General features: G+C 72.8%; 20 protein-coding genes. 12 read left to right on the top strand and 8 right to left on the bottom strand.

From position 1 onward, the window contains the following. Positions 1-1,380 (bottom strand): 3-oxoacyl-ACP reductase, encoded by a 1,380-nt coding sequence (locus tag ACIB24_RS07290; RefSeq protein WP_398278760.1) that lies wholly within the window; start codon positions 1,378-1,380, stop codon positions 1-3. An 85-nt stretch (positions 1,381-1,465) separates the two neighbouring features. Between ACIB24_RS07290 and ACIB24_RS07285 the strand changes: the two genes are divergently transcribed. Continuing rightward, positions 1,466-2,746: an acetyl-CoA C-acetyltransferase gene (locus ACIB24_RS07285; protein WP_398277409.1), complete on the top strand. Its 1,281-nt coding sequence runs from the start codon at positions 1,466-1,468 to the stop codon at positions 2,744-2,746. Between the two features lies 1 nt (position 2,747). On the opposite strand, the gene ACIB24_RS07280 is transcribed toward ACIB24_RS07285, so the two are convergent. Next, complete coding sequence (locus tag ACIB24_RS07280) at positions 2,748-3,968, bottom strand: hypothetical protein (protein WP_398277406.1); 1,221 nt, start codon at positions 3,966-3,968, stop codon at positions 2,748-2,750. A 166-nt stretch (positions 3,969-4,134) separates the two neighbouring features. Here ACIB24_RS07280 and ACIB24_RS07275 point away from each other — a divergent pair, with 166 nt between their 5' ends. From ACIB24_RS07275 to ACIB24_RS07255, 5 genes are read left to right on the top strand one after another with little or no spacing between them, the layout of a single operon-like run. After that, complete coding sequence (locus ACIB24_RS07275; protein ID WP_398277403.1) at positions 4,135-5,775, top strand: glycoside hydrolase family 13 protein; 1,641 nt, start codon at positions 4,135-4,137, stop codon at positions 5,773-5,775. Positions 5,776-5,815: 40 nt separating this feature from the next. Then, positions 5,816-7,042, top strand: coding sequence for a precorrin-6y C5,15-methyltransferase (decarboxylating) subunit CbiE (gene cbiE, locus ACIB24_RS07270; protein WP_398277400.1), 1,227 nt, complete (start codon positions 5,816-5,818; stop codon positions 7,040-7,042). Continuing rightward, entirely contained in the window at positions 7,039-7,788 is a 750-nt protein-coding gene (cobM, locus tag ACIB24_RS07265; protein WP_398277397.1) for a precorrin-4 C(11)-methyltransferase, read from the top strand. Before cbiE ends, cobM begins: the two co-directional genes overlap by 4 nt. Before the next feature lie 10 nt (positions 7,789-7,798). Next, positions 7,799-8,575, top strand: coding sequence for a precorrin-6A synthase (deacetylating) (gene cobF, locus ACIB24_RS07260; protein WP_398277394.1), 777 nt, complete (start codon positions 7,799-7,801; stop codon positions 8,573-8,575). 4 nt (positions 8,576-8,579) lie between these two features. Beyond that, the gene (locus ACIB24_RS07255) at positions 8,580-9,371 is read left to right on the top strand and encodes a cobalt-precorrin-6A reductase (RefSeq protein WP_398277391.1); all 792 of its coding nucleotides are present in this window, start codon (positions 8,580-8,582) and stop codon (positions 9,369-9,371) included. A gap of 6 nt (positions 9,372-9,377) precedes the next feature. Here ACIB24_RS07255 and ACIB24_RS07250 read toward each other — a convergent pair whose 3' ends face one another. Beyond that, positions 9,378-10,679: a YndJ family transporter gene (locus tag ACIB24_RS07250; RefSeq protein WP_398277388.1), complete on the bottom strand. Its 1,302-nt coding sequence runs from the start codon at positions 10,677-10,679 to the stop codon at positions 9,378-9,380. A gap of 162 nt (positions 10,680-10,841) precedes the next feature. Between ACIB24_RS07250 and ACIB24_RS07245 the strand changes: the two genes are divergently transcribed. Next, positions 10,842-11,039, top strand: a complete 198-nt coding sequence (locus tag ACIB24_RS07245; RefSeq protein WP_398278757.1) for a ribbon-helix-helix protein, CopG family — start codon at positions 10,842-10,844, stop codon at positions 11,037-11,039. Further along, complete coding sequence (locus tag ACIB24_RS07240) at positions 11,036-11,410, top strand: type II toxin-antitoxin system death-on-curing family toxin (RefSeq protein ID WP_398277385.1); 375 nt, start codon at positions 11,036-11,038, stop codon at positions 11,408-11,410. Before ACIB24_RS07245 ends, ACIB24_RS07240 begins: the two co-directional genes overlap by 4 nt. Before the next feature lies 1 nt (position 11,411). Here the strand turns inward: ACIB24_RS07240 and cobJ are convergent, their stop codons facing one another. From cobJ to ACIB24_RS07220, 4 genes are all read right to left on the bottom strand, one after another. Further along, positions 11,412-12,917, bottom strand: a complete 1,506-nt coding sequence (gene cobJ, locus ACIB24_RS07235) for a precorrin-3B C(17)-methyltransferase (RefSeq protein WP_398277382.1) — start codon at positions 12,915-12,917, stop codon at positions 11,412-11,414. Between the two features lie 8 nt (positions 12,918-12,925). Then, complete coding sequence (locus ACIB24_RS07230) at positions 12,926-13,567, bottom strand: precorrin-8X methylmutase (protein WP_398277379.1); 642 nt, start codon at positions 13,565-13,567, stop codon at positions 12,926-12,928. Next, a complete protein-coding gene (locus ACIB24_RS07225) occupies positions 13,564-14,733 on the bottom strand; it encodes a precorrin-3B synthase (RefSeq protein WP_398277376.1) in 1,170 nt (389 codons plus the stop codon). The genes ACIB24_RS07230 and ACIB24_RS07225 overlap by 4 nt, the downstream gene beginning before the upstream one ends. A 61-nt stretch (positions 14,734-14,794) precedes the next feature. Continuing rightward, positions 14,795-15,721: a ribokinase gene (locus ACIB24_RS07220; protein WP_398277373.1), complete on the bottom strand. Its 927-nt coding sequence runs from the start codon at positions 15,719-15,721 to the stop codon at positions 14,795-14,797. A gap of 50 nt (positions 15,722-15,771) precedes the next feature. Here ACIB24_RS07220 and ACIB24_RS07215 point away from each other — a divergent pair, with 50 nt between their 5' ends. The 4 genes from ACIB24_RS07215 to ACIB24_RS07200 all read left to right on the top strand — a co-directional run bounded on the left by ACIB24_RS07215 (position 15,772) and on the right by ACIB24_RS07200 (position 22,772). After that, positions 15,772-19,218 carry a TM0106 family RecB-like putative nuclease gene (locus ACIB24_RS07215; protein WP_398277370.1) on the top strand — a complete coding sequence of 1,149 codons (3,447 nt, stop codon included), beginning with the start codon at positions 15,772-15,774 and terminating at the stop codon, positions 19,216-19,218. 169 nt (positions 19,219-19,387) lie between these two features. Continuing rightward, positions 19,388-20,353 (top strand): hypothetical protein, encoded by a 966-nt coding sequence (locus tag ACIB24_RS07210; RefSeq protein WP_398277367.1) that lies wholly within the window; start codon positions 19,388-19,390, stop codon positions 20,351-20,353. Between the two features lie 89 nt (positions 20,354-20,442). Further along, positions 20,443-21,606, top strand: coding sequence for a hypothetical protein (locus ACIB24_RS07205; RefSeq protein ID WP_398277364.1), 1,164 nt, complete (start codon positions 20,443-20,445; stop codon positions 21,604-21,606). Beyond that, complete coding sequence (locus ACIB24_RS07200) at positions 21,603-22,772, top strand: hypothetical protein (RefSeq protein ID WP_398277361.1); 1,170 nt, start codon at positions 21,603-21,605, stop codon at positions 22,770-22,772. The genes ACIB24_RS07205 and ACIB24_RS07200 overlap by 4 nt, the downstream gene beginning before the upstream one ends. Before the next feature lies 1 nt (position 22,773). Here ACIB24_RS07200 and ACIB24_RS07195 read toward each other — a convergent pair whose 3' ends face one another. Continuing rightward, positions 22,774-23,910: a lipase family protein gene (locus tag ACIB24_RS07195; RefSeq protein WP_398277358.1), complete on the bottom strand. Its 1,137-nt coding sequence runs from the start codon at positions 23,908-23,910 to the stop codon at positions 22,774-22,776. Between the last annotated feature and the right edge of the window lie 88 nt (positions 23,911-23,998).

Raw genomic sequence — 23,998 nt, 5'->3', positions numbered from 1 at the left:
TCAGGCCCCGATCAGGGCCTGGCCGCAGACCCGCACGACGTTGCCGGTCACGCCGGAGGAGGCCGGGGACAGGAACCACGACTCGGTCTCGGCCACGTCGACCGGCTGGCCGCCCTGCAGCATCGAGGAGAGACGGCGGCCGCCCTCCCGGATGGTGAACGGGATGGCCGCGGTCATCGCGGTCTCGATGAAGCCGGGGGCCACCGCGTTGATGGTGATGCCCTTCTCGGCCAGCTGCGGCGCGAGCACGTTGACCAGACCGATCAGGCCGGCCTTCGAGGTGGCGTAGTTGGTCTGGCCGCCGTTGCCGGAGATCCCGGCGATGGACGACGTGACGACGACCCGGCCGCCGGCCCCGAGGATGCCGTCCTCCACGAGCGCCTTGGTGATCTGCTCGGGCGCGGTGAGGTTGACGGCGACGGCCAGCTTCCAGCCGTCCTCCTTCATGTTGGCCAGCTTCTTGTCGCGCGTGATGCCGGCGTTGTGCACGATGCCGTCGAGCTTGCCGTAGGTGTCCCGCGCGTGCCGGGCGATCTTCGCGGCCGCGTCGGGCGCCGTCACGTCGAGGACGATGCTCGAGCCGCCGATGGAGTCGGTGACCTTCTTCAGGTCGTCGGCCAGCGGCGGGACGTCGACGCCGATCACCTTCGCGCCGTCGCGGGCCAGAGTGCGGGCGATGGCCTCACCGATGCCGCGCGAGGCGCCGGTGACGACGACGACCTGGTCGGACAGCGGCGCGGCCCAGTCGGCCAGGGAGTCGGCGCCCGGGGTCGTCGTGCTGATGCGGACGACCTGGCCGGAGACGAATGCGGACTTGCTGGAGAGCAGGAACCGCAGGGTGGACTCGAGGCGGCCCTCGGCGCCCGGGGCGACCAGGACGAGCTGCACGGTCGAGCCCTTGCCGATCTCCTTGCCCAGCGAGCGGGTGAAGCCCTCGAGGCCGCGCTGCGCGACGGCGGCCTGCGCGTCGGTCAGCAGCTCGGGCGTGGTGCCGAGGACGACGACGCGGCCGGAGCCCTTCACGCTGCGGACCAGCGGGCTGAAGAACTTCCACAGCTCCTCGAGCTGCTCGCTGTTCGCGATGCCCGTGGCGTCGAAGACCAGCGCACCGGTCTTGATCTTCTCGCCCTTGAAGCCGCGGGCCGTGGTCTCGGCCACCGCGGCGGCGTCGGCCAGCTCGGCGCCGGCGTTCTTCAGGATGCCGGTGACCGTCTCCAGCAGCGTGCCGCCCGGGGCGGCACCCACCACGGCCGGGCCGGTGAGCAGGGGCTGCCCCGGCTCGTAGCGGCGCAGCAGAGGGGGCTGCGGGAGGCCGACCCGGGGGAACAGGGCCTTGCCGACGGTCGAGTGCGCGAGAGTCTGGAAGCGGTCCACGGGAATAATGTAACCTCATGTGTAACTGAGTGTCCACGTTACTTCCGCCCAACCCGCGGAAACCGGCACTCGCCCGGACAGGAGACCTCCCGTGACCGACTTCCCGCGCCGCGTCGCCATCATCGGCGGCAACCGCATCCCGTTCGCCCGCTCGAACACCAACTACTTCCGGGCCTCCAACGCGGACATGCTGTCCGCCGCCCTGGACGGCCTGGTCAAGCGCTACAACCTCGAGGGTGTCGAGATCGGCGCCTTCGTGGCCGGCGCCGTGTTGAAGCACAGCAAGGACTGGAACCTCGCCCGCGAGGTCGTCCTCGGCTCGCGCCTGGCCCCCACCACGACCGCCTACGACATCCAGCAGGCGTGCGGCACCGGTCTGCAGGCCGTCATCCAGGTGGCGAACAAGATCGCCCTGGGCCAGATCGACTCGGGCATCGCCGGTGGCTCGGACACGACGTCCGACGCCCCGCTGGCCGTCAACCCGAAGGCCCGCGCGGTGCTGATGGAGGCCAACCGGCAGAAGACGACGATGGGCAAGCTCAAGGCCATCACCGGCCTGCGCCCGACCCACCTCGCCCCGGAGATCCCCAAGAACTCCGAGCCGCGCACCGGCCGCTCGATGGGTGAGCACACCGCCCTGACCGCCGCCGAGTGGAACCTGACCCGCGAGGAGCAGGACGAGCTCACCCTCGCCTCCCACAAGAACCTGGCCGCCGCCTACGAGGCAGGCTGGGAGGACGACCTGATCACGCCGTTCCTCGGCCTGGAGCGCGACCAGAACCTGCGCCCCGACCTCACCATCGAGAAGCTGGCCAAGCTGAAGCCCGTCTTCGGCAAGGGCGAGACCGCCACGATGACCGCGGGTAACAGCACGCCGCTGTCCGACGGCGCCTCCACCGTCCTGCTGGCCAGCGAGGAGTGGGCCGCCGAGCACAACCTGCCGGTGCTGGCCTACTTCGACATCTCCGCCGAGGCGGCCGTCGACTACGTGCACGGCGGCGAGGGTCTGCTGATGGCCCCGGCCTACGCGGTGCCGAAGCTCCTCAAGCGCAAGGGCATCACGCTGCAGGACTTCGACTACTACGAGATCCACGAGGCGTTCGCCGCCCAGGTCCTGGCCACGCTGCACGCCTGGGAGGACCCGATCTTCTGCAAGGAGCGCCTGGGCCTCGACGCGCCGCTGGGCTCGATCGACCGCTCGAAGCTGAACGTGAAGGGCGGCTCGCTCGCGGCGGGCCACCCGTTCGCCGCGACCGGCGGCCGGATCGTCCCCAACCTGGCCAAGCTCCTGGCGGAGAAGGGCTCGGGCCGCGGCCTGATCTCCATCTGCGCGGCGGGCGGCGCCGGCGTCGTGGCGATCGTCGAGCGCTGAGCTAGACAGCGGCGGCGGGTACCCGCTGCGCGTAGTCCAGGGCGGCGGCCAGCTCCTGCGGGAGCCGGCCGCCGTTCTGGTTGCGGGAGTGGTTGCGGGCCACCCGGGCCAGCAGCCGCTCGGCCTGCTCCGCGGCCCCGAGCCGGGCGGCACTCACCGCCCGCAGCACGTCGGCCAGGTCGGCCCGGTAGTCCCCCGGGACGCGGGGTTCGGCGTCCAGCTTCAACCGGACGGCGCGGGCCAGCTTCTGCGCCTCGTCGTCCCGGCGCTGGGCCGAGCGGGTCCAGGCCAGGCCGAGCCGCGCGTCCAGGTCCCCCGGTGCGAGCCGGGCGCCGAGCTGCATGAGCCGCGCGACGTCGTCCAGCCGCTCGTCGTCCGTCGCCGCTCCGGCGCCCTCGGCGCGCGGCAGGCCCGGGACCGGCTCCGGGCCGGGGTGCAGCACCGAGCGCAGCTCCAAGAACCCCAGCCGGACGGCGATCCGCCCCGCGAGCTCGGGCGGGCAGTCCGGCGCACCGGAGTACTGCTGCAGGAGCGGCACGCTGAGGGACAGCTGGTGGGCGGCGTCCTCGGCCGTGAGCGGGAGCCGGGCCACCAGGCCCAGCAAGGCCTCGGCCGCGGCGCGGGCGCGAGTCGCGTCGCCGACGGCCAGGGCCTGGGCCAGTTCGGCCCGGACCATGGCCGGCTGCATGGACGCCGCACCCGCCTCGGCCGCGGGCGCCGGCTCCGCCGGTGGCAGGTGCCGCAGCTGCAGCCCGTCCCGCGGGTGCCCGTCGTCCGCGACCGGCAGGAGGTTGTTCGCACCCACCCAGACCCCGGCCACGAGCAGGGCGAACAGCGGGTCCGGGAAGACGCTCGCCAGATGACCGGCGAGGGCGGTGAACCCGCCCAGCGCCAGGGCCAGCGCGGCCAGCGCGGCGCACAGCAGGTTGGCGGCCGAACCGCCGAGCAGGACGACGGACGCGCGCCCCCGTGCGCCCCGTGCCGCGAGCGCGTGGCCGGCCTCGTGCACGCTGATCATCAGGGCCGTCGCGACCGCCAGGAGAGCCAGCAGTTCGACCACGAGCCCGGCCCGGAACAGCAGCTCGACCCAGCGCGGGCCGCGGGCCAGCTCCACCAGCAGTTCGTCGACCCGGGCGGGGAACGCCCCCGGGACGTCGACGACGTTCACGCCGACGGCCACGGCCAGCATGCCCGCCACCCAGAGCAGGGCCCGGCGACTCACGTCGTCCCCCAGGGCCCGTTCATGGGGTGCGACTCTAGAGGTTTCCCGAGCGACCTGCCGCCGAACGGACGATCACGGAATGGACCGTTCGTCGCCCGTTCACCCGGACCGGTCGACGAGTGGTCCGGACAGGCGCCCCGGCGCGGGAGTTCGTATCGTCGTGCGGGTGCCTTCCACCTCTGCCTGGTGGCGCTCCGCCGTCACCTACCAGCTGTACATCCGCTCGTTCAAGGACGGCGACGGCGACGGTCTCGGCGACGTGGCCGGGGTCCGCTCGAAGCTGCCGTACATCGCCGAGCTGGGCGTCGACGCGATCTGGATCAACCCCTGGTACCCCTCGCCACAGGCCGACGCGGGCTACGACGTGGCCGACTACCGGTCCGTCGACCCGGCCTTCGGCACCCTCGCCGACGGCCAGGCGCTGATCGACGAGGCGCACGCCGCGGGGCTGAAGGTGCTGCTGGACGTCGTCCCGAACCACACCTCCGACGAGCACCCGTGGTTCGTGGCCGCGCTGGCCGCCGGGCCGGGTTCCGCCGAGCGGGCGCGCTACCACTTCCGGCCGGGGCGGGGGCCGGGCGGTGACGAGCCCCCGAACGACTGGCGCTCGATGTTCGGCGGGTCCGCCTGGACGCGCGTGCTGGACGACGGCGAGCCCGGCGAGTGGTACCTGCACCTGTTCGACGTCAAGCAGCCCGACCTCAACTGGGCGCACCCCGACGTCGTGGCCGAGTTCCTCGACGTCCTGAAGTTCTGGTTCGACCGCGGGGCCGACGGTTTCCGCATCGACGTCGCGCACGGCCTGGCCAAGGACGTCACCCTGCCCGACCTCGGGACCAGCAGCGGTGAACTGCTGAGCACCCCCTGGTTCGAGGGCCACCCGTTCTGGGACCGGCCGGAGGTGCACGAGATCTACCGTGGTTGGCGGGCTCTGGCCGACTCGTACGACCCGCCGAAGGCGTTCGTCGCCGAGGCGTGGGTGGCCACGGCCGACCGGCTGGCCCACTACCTGCGGCCCGGGCAGCTGAACACGGCCTTCGACTTCTCGTTCGTGCGCACGGCGTGGGACGCGAAGGAGATGCGCGAGCTGGCGAGCATCTCGCTGGACGCGCACGAGTCGATCGGCGCGCCCGTCGTGTGGGTCATGTCGAACCACGACATCACCCGGGCCGTCAGCCGTTTCGGCCTGACCCGGACCCACGGCGGGGAGGCGTCCCTGCACGCCGACCCCACCGAGCCCGTCGATCTGGTGCTCGGCCGGCGCCGGGCCCGGGCGATGATCATGCTGATGCTGGCCCTGCCGGGCAGCGCGTACCTCTACCAGGGTGAGGAGCTGGGCCTGGAGGAGGTCAACGACCTGCCCGAGGACGTCCTGCAGGACCCGACCTGGGAGCGGTCCGGGCACACCGTGCGCGGCCGTGACGGCTGCCGGGTGCCGCTGCCCTGGACGTCGGACGGCCCGTCGCTGGGCTTCGGCACCGGTGGCGCGTGGCTGCCGCAACCCGCGCACTGGGCCGGCCTCTCCGTCGAGGCGCAGCTGGCCGACCGTGGGTCGATGCTGTGGTTGTACCGGGAGGCGCTGGCCCTGCGCCGGTCGCTGCCGCAGCTCGGCGCGGGCGAGGGGCCGCTGGTCTGGACGGGCGACGAGCCCGAGGTGCTGGGGTTCACCCGCGGTCAGGGGTTCATCTGCATGGTGAACACGTCGTCGGCACCCATCCCCCTGCCGCCCGGCCGGGTCGTGCTGTCCAGCCTGCCGCTGGAGGGCGACCTGTTGCCCTCCGACGCCGCGGCGTGGATCACCACGTAGCTGGTTCGGAGCCGTCCGCGGCTCGGCTACGGTCGTAGGCATGCAGGTGGTGGGTATCGGCGTGGACGGCTGGGCCGGTCTCGGCTCACCGGCCCGGGACGCCCTGACCAGCGCGGACGTGGTGTTCGGGTCGTCGCGCCAGCTCGCCCTGCTGCCCGCCTCCGTGGCGGCCGAGCGGGTCGAGTGGCCGATGCCGTTGCTGCCCACGCTGCTGTCCACCCTCGAGTCGCGGACCGGGCGGAGGGCCGTGCTGGCCAGCGGTGATCCGACGTTCTTCGGCATCGCGACCACGCTGGCCCGGCTGCTGCCGGACGAGCCGCTGGACGTCGTCCCGCACGTCTCGTCGCTGTCCCTGGCCTGCGCCCGGCTCGCCTGGGCGCAGCAGGACGTCGCCGTCGTCAGCGCCGTCGGCCGACCGGTCGCGCTGCTGCACCCGCACGTGCATCCGGGGCGGCGGGTGCTGGTGCTGGCCGCCGGCGCCGCGACGCCCGCGGAGGTGGCGCGGTTGCTGCGCGAACGGGGCTTCGGGCCGTCGGTGCTGACCGTGCTGAGCGACCTCGGGGCTCCCTCGGAGCAGCGGGTCGTCGCGACGGCCGACGAGTGGCCGGACGACGGGTGGCCCGGTTCCGCGCGGCCGGAACCGCTGACCGTCGTGGGGGTCTCGTGCGTGCCGGGGCCCGCCGCGCTGCGCCTGCCGCTCACGCCGGGGCTGCCCGACGACGCCTACGAGCACGACGGGCAGCTGACCAAGCGGCACGTCCGGGCGGTCACCGTGTCGGCGCTGGGCCCCGCGCCGGGCGAGCTGCTGTGGGACGTCGGGGGCGGCGCCGGGTCGATCGGCATCGAGTGGATGCGCGCGCACCCGTCGTGCCGCGCGGTGGCGGTGGAGCGGGACGAGGTGCGGGCCAAGCGGATCGGGCGCAACGCGGTGTCCCTGGGCGTGCCCGGGTTGGCGGTCGTGGTGGGTGAGGCGCCCGCGGCGTTGGCCGGCCTCGAGGCGCCGGACGCCGTGTTCATCGGGGGCGGGGCGACGGCACCGGGGCTGGTGTCGGCCTGCTGGGACGCCCTGCGGCCGGGTGGGCGGCTGGTGGCCAACGTGACGACGCTGGAGTCGGAACGCGCCGTGCTCGACGCCTACGAGCAGTACGGCGGGGAGCTGACCCGGGTGGAGATCGCGCGGACCACGAGCGTCGGCCGGTACACCGGCTGGCGCGCGGCGATGCCGATCACCCAGTGGGTGACTCACAAGCCGGGTGACCGGCGATGACGGTCTACATCGTGGGGGCCGGGCCGGGCGCGGCCGACCTGTTGACCGTGCGCGGGTTGCGGCTACTCCAGGGCGCGTCGGTGGTGATCTACGCCGGAGCGCTGGTGCCCAAGGAGCTGCTCGTCGAGGCGCCGTCGGGAGCCCGGCTGGTGGACAGCCAGGACCTGGACCTCGACGCGATCGTCGCCGAGATGGTGCGCGCGCACGCCGACGGTCTGGACGTGGTGCGGCTGCACTCGGGCGACCCGTCGGTGTTCTCGGCCGTGGCGGAGCAGGTGCGACGGCTCGACGCGCACGGCATCCCCTACGAGATCGTCCCCGGGGTGCCCGCTTTCGCCGCGGCCGCCGCGACCCTGGGGCGCGAGCTGACCGTGCCCGGCGTCGGGCAGAGCGTCGTGCTGACCCGCATCGCCCGCCGGGCCACGCCGATGCCCCCCGGGGAGACGCTGGCCGCGTTCGGCGCCACGGGCGCCACGCTCGTGCTGCACCTCGCCGTGCAGGCCATCGGCGAGGTCGTCTCCGAGCTGGAACCGCACTACGGCGCGGACTGTCCGGTCGCCGTGGTCGCGTACGCCAGTCGGGACGACGAACTCGTCCTGCGCGGCACGCTCGCCACGATCTCGGGTCTCGTTGCGGAGAGCGGCGTGAAGCGCACGGCGGTGATCGTGGTCGGCCGCGTGCTGACCGCCGAGCAGTTCCCCGGCAGCCATCTCTACTCCCCCGACCGCTGCCGCGACACACACTGAAAGGCCTTTCGTGCGAACCGTTCTGCTGATCGGCGTGGGCGCCGGCGACCCGGACTACGTGACCGTCCAGGCGGTCAAGGCGCTGAACCGGGTCGACGTGTTCTTCGTGATCGAGAAGGGCGCGGAGAAGGACGACCTGATCGAGCTGCGGCGGCGCATCCTCTCCGACCACGTGCCCGGGGGCGGTTACCGCGTGGTCGAGGCGCGCGACCCGGAACGCGAGCGGGTCGGGCTCGACGGGGTGGCGTACCGGGCGACGATCGAGCAGTGGCACGAGGACCGCACCGACATCTACGAGCGCCTCGTGGGCGGCCTCGGCGACGGCGAGGTGGGCGCGTTCCTGGTGTGGGGCGACCCGGCGCTGTACGACGGGACGATGCGCATCCTCGACCGGGTGACCGCGCGCGGTTCGGTGGCGTTCGAGACCGAGGTGATCCCGGGGGTGTCGGCGATCTCGGCCCTGACTGCGGGACATCGCATTCCGCTGAACCGGATCGGGGAACCCATCCACATCACCACGGGACGCCGGTTGGGCGCCGCGCTCGTCGACGGCGCCCTGCCCGAGGGGTTCGACAACATCGTGGTGATGCTCGACGGCGACCTGACGTTCACGAAGCTGAGCGAGCCGGACGTGACGATCTACTGGGGCGCCTACCTGGGCACGGCCGACGAGATCCTGGTGGCCGGGCCGGTTCTGAAGGTGGCGGGCGAGATCGAGTCCGTCCGGGCCGAGGCCCGCGCGCGCAAGGGCTGGATCATGGACACCTACCTCCTGCGCCGGGGCTGAGCACGTGGCCGATCCGGGGACGGTGCTGGTACTCGGCGGGACGGCGGAGGGCCGAGAACTCGCGGACGCCCTGCTCGCGCGCGGGGCGGAGGTGGTGTCGTCGCTGGCCGGGCGGGTACCCGACCCCCGGCTGCCGGGTGGCGAGGTCCGGATCGGCGGGTTCGGCGGCGCCGACGGGCTCGCGGAATACCTCACCGCGCACGGCATCTCGACGGTGGTCGACGCGACGCACCCGTTCGCCGCGCAGATCACCCGCAACGCCGCGGAGGCGTGCGCCGCCGCCGGGGTCGACCTGCTGGTGCTGCGCCGCCCGGCCTGGACGGCGGTGAGCGGCGACCGCTGGCAGCACGTGCCCGACCTGCTCGGCGCGGCCTCGGCGCTCAAGGCGTTCGACGCGGAGTCCACGGTCTTCCTCACGACCGGCCGGCAGGGCGTGAAGGCGTTCCGGGACCTGCCGCACCACTTCTGGCTGCGCGCCGTGCACGTACCCGACGCGGCCGACCTGCCGCTGCGCTGCGACGTCGTCCTCGACCGCGGCCCGTTCACGCTCGATGGTGAGCGGGACCTCCTGCGCCGCAAGGGCATCGACGTGCTGGTCACCAAGAACAGCGGCGGGCCGATGACAGCGGCCAAGCTGACCGCCGCGAACCAGCTCGGCCTTCCGGTCGTGATGGTCGACCGCCCCCCGCTGCCCGACGGCCTGACCACCGCCGACTCGGTCAGCACCGCCCTCCTCGCGCTCGGCCGCAGTCAGCGGGATGTTCCGGCCGGAAAGGGCCCTGAACAACCCTGCTGACTGTGGCTACGTGCGGCTCGGTGCGGGGGTTCGACGCAGGGTACGGGCGCAGAGGCGCACGAAGGTGCGCTGCGCCAGCGGGACGACGGGGCCGCCCAGCTTCGGCAGCACCCGGACCGGGCGGCTGCGGACGGCGACGTCGAGCCAGACCGGCTGCTGCCCGTCCGGGCCGGGCAGGTCGAGGCGCACCTCGAACCGCTCGTCGCCCTCGAACGGATGCCCCGGCCGCGTCTCGTAGTGCATCACCGTGGAGGCACCGGACGGCCCGGCCGGTTCGTGCGCCGCCGCCAGCACCTCGCAGGGCGCCGTCAGGCCCACGAGGGGTGGACCGAGGCGCGACATCATGCGCAGGCCGGGCGTGGCGACGGGGGTAGCCGGGTCGACGAAAGCACCCGCGCCGCGGTGCATGTCCCAGCGCAGCAGGGCGTCGGCGGCCGCCTCGTAGCGCTCCGGGCCGATCCCGAGCGGCACCAGTTGCCGCCCGGTCGTGAACTCGCGCGGCCGGGCGACCCACAGCACGAGGACGGTGACCAGCACCGCGCTCGCATTGAGCAGGCCATGGGTGGCGACCATCCAGTCGAGGGTCGGGTGCGAGAACCCGAACGCCGAGCCGGCCGCGTAGGTCAGCGCCAGCACGAGGGTGACCGCGGCCAGCCCCGAAAGACCCAGGGCCGCGCGCCGGTCCGGCCCCGACGACCGGTGCACCAGGAGCGCCAGGGCCGACCACAGCGCGGCGGTGAGCAGCGCCGCCCCGACCAGCTCGACGGCGTCCCCGAACCGCTGGTCGAACCACGCCCCGGCGAGGAACCCGGCCGCGACCAGCACCACGCCACCGATCGCGACCCGCCCGGCGGCGGTCGCGAGCGGCCCCGGCTCGGCCCGCGCCAGCAGCGCGAGCAGCAGGAGCGCGCCGAACCCGGCGACATGGAAGTGCGCGACCGTGAGCGCGAGCAGGCCCGTGGAGAAACCGAAGAGCTCCCAGTCGTCCCGGTTGGCGACCAGGGCCAGGGCGGCCACGGCCAGCGACCAGGTGGCGGCCTGCAGCACCTTGTCGCGGATCGGCGTGCTCAACCAGAGGGCGATCGCGGCCACCAGGTAGGGCACCGCGAGGAGGACGGCGAGCTTCCCGGCCGGCAGCAGCAGCGACAGGGCCGCCGGGGCCGAGACCCACGACCAGTGCCGGGCGAACCACACCCGGCGCTCGTCGCCGGGCGCCAGGCTCAGCCCGATCGGCACGAGCACGACCATGGCCAGCACGTTGACCACCGCGATCGCGAAAAGTGCCGTCTTGCCGAGCGAGTCGTCCATGACCCTGAGCCTCCAGACCGTTCCGGACCACTCACGCTAAACCCGTTCACCGCTGAGGGCGCCGTGTCCTGAGGCACACTCAGACCAGGCAGCCCAGGCTGACGGCTCGGAGGAATGCAGTCGACGGCATGATACCGACGGTGATACCGTCGCCTCATGGCCATGACCCTACGGCTGTCCGACTCCGAGACCGAGGCACTGCGCAGGCGTGCCGAACTGGAGGGGCGTTCGATGCAGGAGGTGGCCCGGCAGGCCATCCGGTCATACGTGGAGACGACAAGCCGGGCAGAGTTGCTGGACCGAGTCCTCGACGAGGAGATTCCCCGGTTCCGCGAGGCGCTCGACCGTCTCGGCGAATGATCTACCTGACGCTCGAGGAGGCCCTGTACGTCGCCGAACGAGCCATCGGGGCGCCCCCGGTCGTCCGTGACCTCGGCCTGCTGGACTCGGCCCTGGCCCGACCCGCCACCACCTTGTTCGGCAAGGACGCCTACGCGACTCTCGATCTGAAGGTTGCATCGCTGGTGCACTCGCTGTGCACCAACCATCCGCTGGTCGACCGCAACAAGCGACTGTCACTCGCGGGAGGCTTCGCCTTCGCCGGAATGAACGGCTACCGCCTCGACCTCACGAATGATGAGGCGTATGAACTCATCATGGACGTGGCCGACGGGCTGGCAGACCTGGACGAGATCGCTTCCCGGCTGGTGCTGATCCCCCGTCGTCGATGACTCAGTCGGGGTAACGGCGTGGGGTCCAGACCGAGGGTGTGCCGTCGGCGCGGGCGGTCACCTGGGTCTGCGACGACCCGATGATCAGCAGGGTGCGCATGTCCACCACCTCGGGGTCGAGGTCACCGAGCCGGACGACGCTCAGCGCCTCCTGCTCCGAGCCCACCGCCCGGCCGATCACGACCGGGGTGTCCGGGGAACGGTGGCGCAGCAACAGGTCCCGGGCGGCGGCCACCTGGTGGCGGCGCTCCTTCGAGGCCGGGTTGTAGATCGCGATCACCATGTCGGCGGCGGCCAGGGCCTCGAGCCGGGATTCGACGATCGACCAGGGCTTGAGCCGGTCGGACAGCGAGACGATGGCGAAGTCGTGCCCCAACGGCGCCCCCGCCGCCGCCGCGACCGCCTGCGCCGCCGAGACTCCCGGCAGCACGCGGACGTCGACCGCCTTGTACGCGGGCTCGGCCGCCACCTCGAGCACGGCGGAGGCCATCGCGAAGACGCCCGGGTCGCCGGAGGAGACGACCACCACGTTGCGCCCGCGCAGCGCAAGGTCGAGGGCGAAGGCGGCGCGCTCCGACTCGACCTTGTTGTCGCTGGCGTGCCGCTGCTGTCGCGCGTTCACCGGCACGCGGTTCACGTAGGTCAGGTAGCCGACCAGGTCGTCGGCCTCCGCGAGCGCCGCCGAGACCTCGGGCGTCGTCCACCGGTCGGGGCCGGGGCCCAACCCGACGACGGTCACCCGGCCCGGCGCCGACGACTCGGCCGGCGCGACCGCCTCCCGGTTCAACGGGCCGGGCAGCAGGGCCAGCGACATGTACGGCCCCGAGTCGACGTCGGCCAGGGGCGCGGTGCGCTCATCGGGGTGACTGGCCCGCTCGACGTACACCGCGTCGTCCAGCACCCCGGCCTGTTCGAAAGCCGTTCGGACGGAGGTCGTCGTGCGACCGAGCTTCATCACCACGGCCGCATCGGTCGAGGCCAGCCGCCGGGCCAGCTCGGCGGGCGGCAGCGTGCCGGGCAGCACGGTCAGCACCTCGTCGCGCTCGACCAGCGGGCGCCCGGCGGCGGCCGCGGCGGCGCTGACCGACGTGATGCCCGGGACCACCACGGCAGGGAACCGCGGGCTCAGCCGCTTGTGCATGTGCATGTACGAGCCGTAGAAGAACGGGTCGCCCTCGGCCAGCACCACGACATCCCGCCCGGCTTCGAGGTGCGCGGCCAGCCGGGCCGCCGCCGACTCGTAGAACTCGTCCATGGCGGCCTGGTAGCCACCCGGGTGGTCGGTGCCCTCGGTGGTCACCGGGTAGACCAGCGCCTCTTCGAATTGTGGCTCCCCACCGAGGCTTTCGCGCAGATGGGGCGCGGCGATGCTGCGGGCGATGCTGCGTCCGTGCCGCGCCGAGTGGTAGGCGATCACGTCGGCCGACCCGATCAGTCGGGCCGCCTTGAGACTGACCAGCTCCGGGTCACCCGGGCCGACGCCGACGCCGTAGAGGGTCCCGGTCATTCGCGTTGTCATTCGCGTTCGCTCGCGATCGCGTTCACGGCCCCGGCCGCCATCGCGCTGCCCCCGCGACGCCCGTGCACGACGAGATAGTCCAACCCGAGCGGGTTCTCGGCCAGGGCGCGCTTCGACTCGGCCGCCCCGATGAAACCCACCGGGATGCCGAGGATCGCCGCCGGCCGGGGCACCGCCCCGTCGCGCAGCAGCTCCAGCAACCGGAACAACGCGGTCGGCGCGTTGCCGATCGCCACCACCGCGCCCTCGAGCCGGTCACCCCACAGATCGATCGCGGCCGCGCTGCGCGTGGTCTGCAACGACGCCGCGAGCGCGGGTACCGCCGGGTCGTTCAACGTGCAGATCACCTCGTTGTCGGCGGGCAGCCGCGACCGGGTCACCCCGCTGGCCACCATCTGCGCGTCGCAGAAGATCGCCGCGCCGCCCTGCAGCGCCGTCCGGGCCGCCTTGACGGCGTTGGGGCTGGCGTCCAGATCCGTGGTGAGGTCGACCATTCCGCTGGAATGGATCATCCGCACCACGACCTGCGCGAGGTCCGGCGCGAACGCGCTGAGGTCGGCCTCGCGCCGGATCGTCGCGAACGACTCCACGTAGATCTGCGGCCCCGACGTCTCGTACCCGCCCGGCCAGTCGTTCACGGCGCTACCTCGGTGTAGCCGGTACCGGTGGCGACCAGCCGCGTCGCGCCCGCGGGCGCCCCGCACGCCCGGTCGCAGCCGGACAGGTGCAGCGCCGGCCCGTCCGCGGCCAGTCCGTCGACGAGGGCCCGCGCGTCGGCGTGCACGTCGGCCAGCGACTTCGCACACCCGGGCCGCCCCGCGCACGCGGTGAGCCGGTCCCAGCCGGTACCGGCGCGCACGACCAGGCCGACGGCGTCCAACAGTTCCCGGGCCGCGAGCGCGGCCGGCAGGTCGAGGTCCCGGACGACGACCCGCCGGGACGGCGTGAGCCGCACCGTGGCTGCCTCGGGCGAGGCCAGTTCGGCGCACGCCGCCAGCGCCTCGACCTGCCCGGCGTCCAACAGGCCGAGGGGAGCGATCGCCACCAGGGCCACCCGCCCGTCGGCCTGGTCCACGACGCCCGGTTCCAAGATCACCGGTAGTGCCCGGTTATCAGCAGTCTCACTCGCAGAAACCGGGCACAGTCGGTGATCTTGGTCGGCCAGGGCACCCGCGGGCAGCTCGCGAACCCGCCAGGCGTCGCCGCGCACGTCCAGGAAGGCCTCCGCGGCGGCCAGCATGAGCACGACCACCGAAGCCCGGGCCACGACCGGGCCCGGTTCACCCCCCAGGAAGAGCGCGAACTCGTCAGGCCCGGCGGCCACGGCCCGGACGTCCGCGGCCACCGACGCGGTGTCCCCGCTTCCGTCGTCCACAGCGAACAGGAACCGGCCGGGCAGCTGGGCGAACCGGGCGGACGCGCAGATGGCCGCGTCCACGGCCGCGGCCAGCCCATCGGTGTCGGCGAGCCCGCCCGCCCCCTGCCCCGACAGGGCGGAGGCGACGATGTTGCGGACCAGCTCGTGCGTGGGGTGCGGCAGCAGCCCGGCGGCCGTGCAGCCGGCCTCGACCGCGGTCAGCGACCCCGCCGACAGGCCTCTGAGCTGCACGTTCCCGCGGGAGGTCAGCCCGACCCGGCCGTCGCCGTGGGCTGCCGACAACCGTGACAGCTCCCGGAGCCCGGCTACGGTCAGCAACCCCCCGGGCACCCGCACCCGCACGATCTCCCCGTCCGAGGCATGGAACGGTCGCAGCACCCCCGGACAGGCGTCGGGCGCGGTGCGCGCCACGGGCAGCCGGTCCATCACACCGGCGATAGTACGGAATCCACAGACCGTCCCGGGCCGCCCGGAGGTGGCCCACGCCTCAGCGGCGCAGGGCGGCCTCGACGGCCGCGGCCGACGGCATCCCGCTGCGGGCGCCGACCTCTTCGACGGACAGGCTCGCGGCGACGACCCCGTAACGTGCCGCGACCGACAGGGGGTCCCCCGCCGCGAGGCGGGCCGCGAAGACCCCGTTGAAGGTGTCGCCGGCACCGGTGGTGTCCCGGGCCGTCGCCCGCGGGGCCAGGACGACCTCGGGTTCGTGCTCGACGAACACGGCCACCCCGTCGGCGCCGAGCGTGATCGCCACGGGCGACCCCGTGCGGTGGGCGAGCAGCGCGGACAGGCGGCGGACGTCGTCCACCGGGATCTCCAGCTCGCCCGCCAGGGCGAGGGCCTCCGACCGGTTCGGCGTGATCAGCGGCTCGTGCTCGAGCAGGCCGGCGAGCCCCGGGACGACGGGGGCCGGGTTGAGCACGCAGGTCACCCCGGCGTGCCGGGCGCCGCGCAGGGCGGCAGCGACCGCGGGGAGCGGGATCTCGGTGCTGACCAGCACACACGTGCCGGTGGGGAGGGCTCCGGACAACGCGTCGGTGAGCGCGGCCTCGACGTGCAGGGCGGTCAGCGCGCCGTTGGCCCCGGCGCCGACGGTGATCTGGTTCTCGCCGTCGGCGGCGACGGAGATCAGGGCGACCCCGGTCGGGGTGCCGGGCAGGACGGCGACCTGGGCCGTGTCGACGCCCTCGGCCTGCAGTTCGGCGAGCGCCTCGACACCGGTCGGGTCCGCCCCGACGGCGCCGACCAACTTGACCCGGGCACCGACGCGGGCGGCGGCCACGGCTGCGTTCGCCCCCTTGCCGCCGCCGTGCCGGGACACGTCCCCGCCGACCACCGTCTCCCCGGGTCCGGGCAGCCGCTCGGCCTCGACGACGAAGTCCACGTTGATCGCACCGACCACGACGACGTCCACGCGCGCGACGGTACCGTTGCCCCGCAGGCGACGCTGGGAGGTACGCACGCATGCTCGTGGTCGACGGGGACGTCGTCTGGAGCGCCTCGGACCTGACTGCGGCGTCGCAGTGCGAGTACGGCGTGCTCCGCGCCCTGGACAAGGGGCTCGGGCGGATCGACGCCCTGGCCGCGGACGACGACCCCTTGCTGGCCCACATCGCCGACTTGGGCGACCGGCACGAGGCCGCGGTGCTGACGGCGATGCGGCGCGCGGGGCGGTCGGTCACGGTCCTCCCCCGGGCGGAGGCGAACCGCCGGGCGGAACTGCTGGCGATGCACGCGCGCACGCTGGCCGCCTTCGACGAGAAACCTGACGTGGTCTTCCAGGCCGGGTTCTTCGACGGGTCGTTCCTGGGGTACGCCGACTTCGTGGAGCGGGTGGGTGACACGTGGCTGGTCAGCGACGCGAAGCTGGCCCGCCAGGCTCGGCCGAAGGCGTTGCTGCAGGTCGCGGCGTACGCGGAGCAGCTGGCCCGGGCCGGGCTGCCGGTCGCGCCCGAGGGGGCGCTGGAACTCGGCAGCGGCGAGCGGCAGACGTTCGCGCTGGACGACGTGCTGCCGGTGTTCGTCGAACGGCGGGCCCGGTTGCTGGCCATGCTCGAGGAGCACCGGGCGGACGACGGTCCGCTGGAGTTCGACGACCCGCGGTTCGCGTCGTGCGGGCGGTGCGCGGAGTGCGCGGCGGCCATCGCGGACCGGCGGGACCTGTTGCTGGTGGCCGGGGTCCGGGTCGACCAGCGGTTGAAGCTGCGCGAGCAGGGGCTGAGCACGGTCGCGGACCTGGCGGCGGCCGGCGCCGGCCACCGTCCACCCGGGATGGCGCCCGCGACGTTCGAGAAGCTCGTCGCCCAGGCCGCCCTGCAGCAGCGCCAACTGGACGCCGGCGTCGACGAGAACGGCCAGCCGCGAGCGGTTTTCGTGGAACCGACGCCCATGGCGGGGGCCGTGCTGTCGACCCTGCCGGCACCGTCCGCCGGTGACGTCTTCTTCGACTTCGAGGGCGACCCGCTCTACGTCGAACGCGACCTCACCCTCTGGGGGCTCGAATATCTGTGGGGCGCACTGGAGGTCGACGGCACGTTCCGCCCCTGGTGGGCCGACGACCGCGACGGTGAACGGGAGGCGCTGGAGAGCTTCATGCGCTACCTGCTCGAGCGCCGGCGCGCATACCCGGACCTGCACGTCTACCACTACGCGGCCTACGAGCGCAGCGCGCTGCTGCGGCTGACCCGCCGGTACCACCGGTTCGAGGACGAGCTCGACGACCTGCTGCGCGACGGCGTCCTCGTCGACCTGTACGCAACCGTGCGGGGGGCGGTGCGCATCTCCCAACCGTCCTACAGCATCAAGAAACTCGAGCCGTTCTACATGCCGAAGCGCTCCGGCTCCGACGTGACGGCCGGCGACGCATCGATCGTGGCGTACCACGAGTACCGCGAGCACCGGGACCGCGGCGAGCTGGCCGAGGCACAGGCCCGGCGGGAGGCGATCACCGAGTACAACCGGCTGGACTGCGTGTCGACCCGACTGCTGCGCGACTGGCTGCTGGACCAGCCCGACGCACCGACGTTCTCCGGGCCGCCGGCCGTGCCCGGCGAACCCGAGGTCACCCCGCCGGACGAAGTGTTCACGCGCCTGATGAGCTTTGCCGGCCCGCTCGTGCGGGCCGAACGCACCGGCGGGCAGCAGGCTTTCGCCATGCTGGCCGAGGCGCGCGGCTACTACCGGCGCGAGAACGCCCCGTTCTACTGGGAGCATTTCGAACGCCTGGGGTTGCCGGTGGAGTACTGGCGACCCCAGCGCGACGTGTTCCAGGTGCTCGACGCCGAGGTGGTCGAGGACTGGAACGTCCCGGCGGGCAAGCGGAACCACTTCCGCCGGGTCCGCCTGACCGGCGAGTGGGGGCCCGGCAGCACGCCGAAGACGAAGGCCGCGGCCGTGTACGGGGAGCCCGTGCCGCCCGGGGTGGACGTGCCCGAACGCTCGATGCTCGGCACCACCCGGGACTTCGAGATCGTCGTAGGGGACGACGAGTCGCAGGTGGAACTGGTGGAGACCGCGCCGGCCGACGCCCGCCACGACGCACTGCCGCAGGCGCTGGTACCGGCGCGCCCGCCGTCCACCGAGGTGATCGAGGCGGCGATGGCCGCCCTCACCGCCGAGGCCGCGGACGGCGTCCTGCCCGACCGGGCCGCGATCGACCTGCTGCTGCGCCGCCCGCCCCGGCTGCGTCCCGGGAGTGCGCTCCCGCACACCGGTTCCGTGGTCGACGACGCCGTGGCGGCGCTGCTCGGCATGGACGACTCGTACGTCGCCGTGCAGGGCCCGCCGGGGACGGGCAAGACCTGGACCGGGGCCCGGGTGATCCGGCGGCTGGTCGAGGAGCACGGCTGGCGGATCGGGGTGGTCGCGCAGTCCCACTCGGTGATCGAGCACCTGCTGGACGGCGTGATCGAGGCCGGGCTCGAGCCGGGCCGGGTGGGCAAGATCCGCCCGGAGACGCCCGGGGCGGGCCGGATCTCGTTGCGGGACAACGCTGCCGCCCGGGCGTTCGTGGACGACTCCTCGTCGAGCGGCGGGTGCGTGTTCGGGGGCACCGTGTGGGCCTACGCGAGCCGGGACCTGGCCGACGCCGAGCTCGACCTGCTGGTCGTCGACGAGGCCGGCCAGTTCGCGCTGGCCCCGACGATGGCGGCCTCCGCCGCGGCGAAGCGGTTGCTGCTGCTCGGCGACCCGCAGCAACTGCCGCAGGTCAGCAAGGGCGTACACGCAGAGCCGGTGGACGCCTCGGCGCTCGGCTGGCTGATGGACTCCCACGACACGATGCCACCCGAGCTCGGGTACTTCCTCGCCGACACGTACCGGATGCATCCCGCGCTGGCGGAGCGCGTTTCGGCCCTGTCGTACGAGGGCCGCCTGTCGGCTCACCCGTGCACGGCGGAACGGCGTCTGGAGGGCGTCGAGCCCGGGCTGCAGGTGGTCCGGCTGGAGCACACCCAGCGCGGGTCGGAGTCACCCGAGGAGGCCGACGAGGTCGTCGCCCAGGTGCGCCGGCTGGTCGGGACGACGTGGCACGCCCCGCCGGCCGCCCCGCGACCGCTGACCCTGGCCGACGTTCTCGTGGTTGCGCCGTACAACGCCCAGGTGCACCTGATCCGGAAACGCCTGGCCGCGGCCGGGTTCGGCGCGGTACAGGTCGGCACGGTGGACAAGTTCCAGGGCCGCGAGGCACCGGTGACCATCATCTCGATGACCGCGTCGTCGCAGGGGGACGTGCCCCGCGGCATGGGCTTCCTGCTCGACCGCAACCGGGTGAACGTGGCCGCGTCGCGCGCGCAGTGGCTGACCGTGCTGATCCGCTCGAGCGCGCTGACCGCCTACATGCCGACCTCGACGAAGGGCCTGCTCGAGCTCGGCGCCTTCATCAGGCTGACGGAGATCGCGACCTTTCCGTAGCAGTGTCCGAATCGAACCCTTGCCGCCTTTTGATCCCGCCTGCTACGTTCTGCAAGCCGCCCGGGGGGGGTTGCAAGCATTGGGCGAGCCCTCGTTCGGCATGTCAACCGATAGAGGGTGGGGGAACATGAAAACAGCTCTGCGCAGCCATTTTTCTGCGCTTTCGACCATGTGCGTCCTGGCGGCGGTGGCCCTTGCGGGCCAGGCCGGTTCGGCATCCGCCGCACAGGTCCAGGCACCGGTGACGCGAACCGTGGTCAAGGCCTCGACCGACACGGCGGACTTCGTCCGGGGAGACAAGGCCGTCGGCAGGTCGAAGGACCGCGTCAAGACGTTCCTGGACGACGAGGCCCGGCGTGGGCGACTGGTCCGGACCAAGGACGTCACCGTGGTCAGGACCGACCTGCCTGACGGGGCGGGCCAGGCGATGCTCGTCACCAAGGGTGAGCCGGCTGAGGTCCAGTTCCTCAGCCGTCCGGCCACGAGTACCGAACCGGCGGGCTTCGGTGTGGTCGTGGGCGGTACCGACTCCGACGACGTCACGTCCAGCACCGGCGGGCTACCGGCCGACGCCGTGGTCAGCTCGAGCGGCATGACCAAGCGTGGCGGCGGCTGCCGAACAGTCTGGTGGGACAACCCGTGGAGCGCCAACGACAACAAGCTGGTGACCTGCTACGAGAAGTGGCAGGCTCCCGGCACCCGCAACTGGGTCTACAACCGGTGGGCGTTGGCTGACCCGGCCAAGGGCAACATCACGGACTTCACCATCCGTTCGCGCCCCTGGTCGGGGACGGAAGGACGCATGGACACGCTGGACAACTGGGCTCCGAAGCCATCCCAGAGCTGTAACAACGGCGCTTCGGCGACCCTCGGCTACGGCGGTGCGTCGGTGACCGTGCCGTACATCTACTGCTCGTCGAAGATCGAGATCTACCCCGACTCGAACAGCAACTCGATGGGGACGGGCTGGTACGGCTCGACCAGCGATCAGCTCCAGATTGACTTCGCCATGGCTGCCCGCACCTACAACTCCTCGCAGGAGCTGACCTACGCGGACTACGCCTGGCTCACCACCCGGCTGTGCGGCAACGCCTGCCAGTACGACAACGACAAGTACACCGATCCCGGATGGTAGGAATCGTCACGGGCGGGTGGGGGGCCCGGCACCGGGCCTCCCGCCCCTCCCGGATCAGCACGCTGGCGGCCGTTCTCACCGCGACGACGATGGGCCTGGCCGCCTGTTCGGCTCCCGCGGACCCCGGGCCTGGGCGCGGCGAGGACGCGACCGAGGCGACCGGGCCGACCTGCGCCGACCAGGTGCGGACCGCCTGCCGCAGCGTCACGGTCGGCACGCGCACCATTCGGTTCGTCACCAGTCCGGGGGCGCCGGGAGCCACCGCCACACTGGTCGACCTCGGCGGGCCGGGCGTGCCCGCCCCGACGGCGACCCAGTTGGGGGCGATGCGCAGCCGGCTGCCCAGCAGCATCCGGTCGAATCGCCTGATCGCGCTAGAGGAGCCGTGGGTCACCCGTGAGGTAGACGCTCGCTGCGCCGACGCCCTGTCCGCGCGATACGAACGGATCCGGGGCGGACGGCGCGACGAACCGCTTCCGGTCGTCGAAGCCTGCGGTCTGGGGACGCCGGGCGGGTGGGGGTTCAGACCCGACGAGTACGCCGCAGCGGTCGGTGCCGTCGAGAAGCGCACAGGCAGCCGCGTGACCTCCTTCGTAGGGGCATCTTTCGCGTCCCAGCGCCTCAGCTACCTGAGCGGGCTCGGGCGGCTGCAGGGCATCTGGCTCAGCCATCCATTCCCCACCGGGCTCGACGCGGCTCGGTACCTGGGTGCACGCCAACTGGCCGCGGAACACCACTGGGCGCGAGCTTATGAAGCGAAACAACCTCTGCCGCGTACTTTCACGGATCAAAGTGCGATCCTGGCGGCCGCCTACCTGCCCGCGAAGGAGATCGCCTCACTGTCCACCCTGAGGTCGTCCGCGCGCCACGAACGGCTCCGCACCCTCAGCGACGGACTGTGGCAGGTCTTCGGGACCGCCTCGGTCTCGCCGGCGATCCTGGCCTACTACGACGAGATGTGCCCGGCGCTGCAGGACTGGCCCGGTGTCGAGTCGTCACGGGCGCGCACGGGTCTGATGGGCACCTACCACGAGATCTGTTCCGACGTCATGCAAGCCCGCCGGACCACGGCGGCCGGTCCGGTGCCCGTTCCCACCGTCCGCGCCACCTGCGTCGTCGTCTCACGCACCGACGCGGTGGTCCCCCGGGCGCTGCTGAAGGGTTCCGACCTGGTCGAACGGGCTGACCACCTCGTCTACGATGACGCGGATCATCAGGACATGGGGGATCTGAACCAATGCGCAGCGCGATGACATCCCGTCCCGTCCGACCCCTCGTCACCGCGGCGGTCCTGCTCGCGGTGTTCCTGTCGGCCTGCGGCGGCCCCTCCGGGTCGTTGCTGCCCGGAAGCCACGTCGACACGGTAGCGGGAGTCGCACTGCCTCCGGCGCCGCTCACGCCCCGGGAACGAGCCGTCGCCGTGTGGACCGGCACCGAATACATCGTGCTGGGTGGGCAGTCCGGGTGGAAGGAGACGACCGTCGACACCGGTGGCAGCGCAGCCTTCGACCCGGGCGCCGCCGCATGGAAGGCCCTGCCGCCCACCACCGTGGGCAACCGTTCGGGGGCGTCCGCGCTGGTGGTCGGCTCGAAACTCGTCGTCTGGGGTGGGCAGCAGAACTGCGCCGCCTCCACCTGCGCCAGCCGCACCGACGGCGCGGTGTACTCACTTGCAGACCGGACCTGGGAACCACTCACTCCGCGAGGTGACCTGCCCGGCCTGTCCTACGCCACCGGAGTGAGCAGCTGCGGACGACTCTTTTTCGGCGCCGGGGGCACAGGCCAGGGGCCGGCCAAGACCGACGCCGTGATCATCGGTTCGTTGAGTGAAAAACCCTGGGAAGCACTGCATCTCGGCGCTCCGGTCTATTCGCTGACCGTCGGCCCCTGGGGCGTGGCCGCCACGGTCAGGAGCGCTTCCGGACTGGTCACGCACGTCCTCGACGGTTGCACGGGTGAGGAGATCACTGCCCTGCCCGGGCCCCGACTTGCCGCGGACCGCGACTTCACCGGTCTCTGGTCGGCCTTCGTCGGCGACGCCCTCTGGCTCGGAGTGGGCACGACGCAGAGCACCGACGTGTACACGATGTCGTCCCGCAACGGCGCCTGGACAAAGGCGTCCTCATTCAATCCCTCGGACATGTCGGTGCCCAACGGGCCCGTCCTCGAATACCCCGGCTGGGTCGACGCGGACGCGAACGGCGTCTACGCGGTGACGGCCACCGGTGCCTGGGCCTACTCGAGTGCCCGCGGCGAACTGCACCGGCTCTCGTTACCCGCCGACCAGTGCGGGTCCGGCTCCGCCGCGGCGATGGGTCGCGGCCAACTGTTCGTATGGGGTGGCCAGAACTGCCGGCCGGCCTCTGGAAATGGACAGACCGCCGACGGCCGGTTGTTCGATCTCGCCCACCTGGGCTGACTCAGCAGGTGGTGGTGACCGGTCTTCCCTCGAACCGGTCGGCCAGGAAGCGCAGCACCGTCGGCTGGCTCGTCACCCCGGCCACGAGGTGATCACCCCAGAACGTCTTCCACGTGACGTCGACCCCGGCCGCGCAGTACTCCTTCGCGAGCTGGTGGGCCTGCCCGATCGGCGACGCCTCGTCGCTGCGCCCATGTACGAGCAGGACCGGCACATTCGGTGGGTGCTGCCCGAGCCGGTTCTCGTCGAGGCGGCGCAGGAAGACCTCGTCCTGCAACGGGTCCCGTCTCGTCAGGCCGGCGAGCGAGCGGCCGGCCAGCCGGGCCGCGATGGCGGCCATGCAGTCGACCTTCACCTTGCCGAGCACCTCACGACCGCGGTCGCTGAGCAGCTCGTCCAAGTGGAAGTCCGGGTAGGCGGCGTCGAACCCGAGCGCGGTCATGGCCAGCGGGATCGGGCCGATCAGCGTGTCCTTCAGTTTGTCCGCCACCGCGCGCAGGTCGGCGGGAGTGCCGCCGGCCGCCACCCCGACCAGGTTCAGCTCCGGCGCATAGGCCGGTTGCAGCTCGGCCGCCCAGGCCACCGCTCCCCCGCCCTGCGAATAACCCCACAAACCGACCGGATTCGACGACCCGAGGCCGGCCGCGGGTAGCCGCTGGGCCGCGCGCACGGCGTCCAGCACCGACCGCCCCTCGCTGCGGCCGACCTGGTACGTGTGCAGCCCCGGAGTGCCGAGCCCCTCGTAGTCGGTGAAGGCGACCGCCCAGCCCCTGACCAGCGCGCCGACGACCTGCCCGGCGACCGACAGTGGGGACAGCGACCCCGCGCACGAGTCGGCGAGACCCGCTGTGCCGTGCCCGTACCCGACGATCGGCCGGGGACCGTCCATGCGTCGGGTGGGCACGATGACCAGCCCCGACACGGCGATCGGCCGGTCGAGCGCGCTGCGCGAGACGTAGAGGATGCGCCAGGCCCGGGTGCCGGGCAGCGCCGCCACCCGCCGGTACCGGATCACGTCACCGGGCCGCCCGGCGGGCGAACGATCAGGCGGATCGTAGAAGGCCGTGCCGGCCGGACCGACGGGCGGCGCGGCGGCCGCCCCGGCTGCGTTCCCGGGCTGGAATCCCACGAGAAGCACGGTAACAAGGATGATCTGGACGCGTGTGCGTACGCCTTTGTACACAGGAACCACCTCGCAACGAGGACCTGAGATCCACGGTGCGATC

Source organism: Spongisporangium articulatum, from assembly GCF_044465595.1.
GTDB classification, from domain to species: Bacteria; Actinomycetota; Actinomycetes; order Actinomycetales; family Kineosporiaceae; genus Spongisporangium; species Spongisporangium articulatum.
Note: the sequence above shows the minus strand (reverse complement) of the source record. Positions and strands in the feature narration are given on the sequence as shown.

What these genes read in the sequence shown, in the direction of transcription:
- cbiE (WP_398277400.1), top strand. Translation starts at nt 5,816, where the DNA reads ATGCAGGTGGTGGGTATCGGCGTGGACGGCTGGGCCGGTCTCGGCTCA.
- cobM (WP_398277397.1), top strand. Translation starts at nt 7,039, where the DNA reads ATGACGGTCTACATCGTGGGGGCCGGGCCGGGCGCGGCCGACCTGTTG.
- cobJ (WP_398277382.1), bottom strand. Translation starts at nt 12,917, where the DNA reads ATGACCGGGACCCTCTACGGCGTCGGCGTCGGCCCGGGTGACCCGGAG.
- ACIB24_RS07240 (WP_398277385.1), top strand. Translation starts at nt 11,036, where the DNA reads ATGATCTACCTGACGCTCGAGGAGGCCCTGTACGTCGCCGAACGAGCC.
- ACIB24_RS07205 (WP_398277364.1), top strand. Translation starts at nt 20,443, where the DNA reads ATGGGCCTGGCCGCCTGTTCGGCTCCCGCGGACCCCGGGCCTGGGCGC.
- ACIB24_RS07200 (WP_398277361.1), top strand. Translation starts at nt 21,603, where the DNA reads ATGACATCCCGTCCCGTCCGACCCCTCGTCACCGCGGCGGTCCTGCTC.
- ACIB24_RS07245 (WP_398278757.1), top strand. Translation starts at nt 10,842, where the DNA reads ATGACCCTACGGCTGTCCGACTCCGAGACCGAGGCACTGCGCAGGCGT.
- ACIB24_RS07250 (WP_398277388.1), bottom strand. Translation starts at nt 10,679, where the DNA reads ATGGACGACTCGCTCGGCAAGACGGCACTTTTCGCGATCGCGGTGGTC.
- ACIB24_RS07215 (WP_398277370.1), top strand. Translation starts at nt 15,772, where the DNA reads ATGCTCGTGGTCGACGGGGACGTCGTCTGGAGCGCCTCGGACCTGACT.
- ACIB24_RS07210 (WP_398277367.1), top strand. Translation starts at nt 19,388, where the DNA reads ATGTGCGTCCTGGCGGCGGTGGCCCTTGCGGGCCAGGCCGGTTCGGCA.
- ACIB24_RS07225 (WP_398277376.1), bottom strand. Translation starts at nt 14,733, where the DNA reads ATGGACCGGCTGCCCGTGGCGCGCACCGCGCCCGACGCCTGTCCGGGG.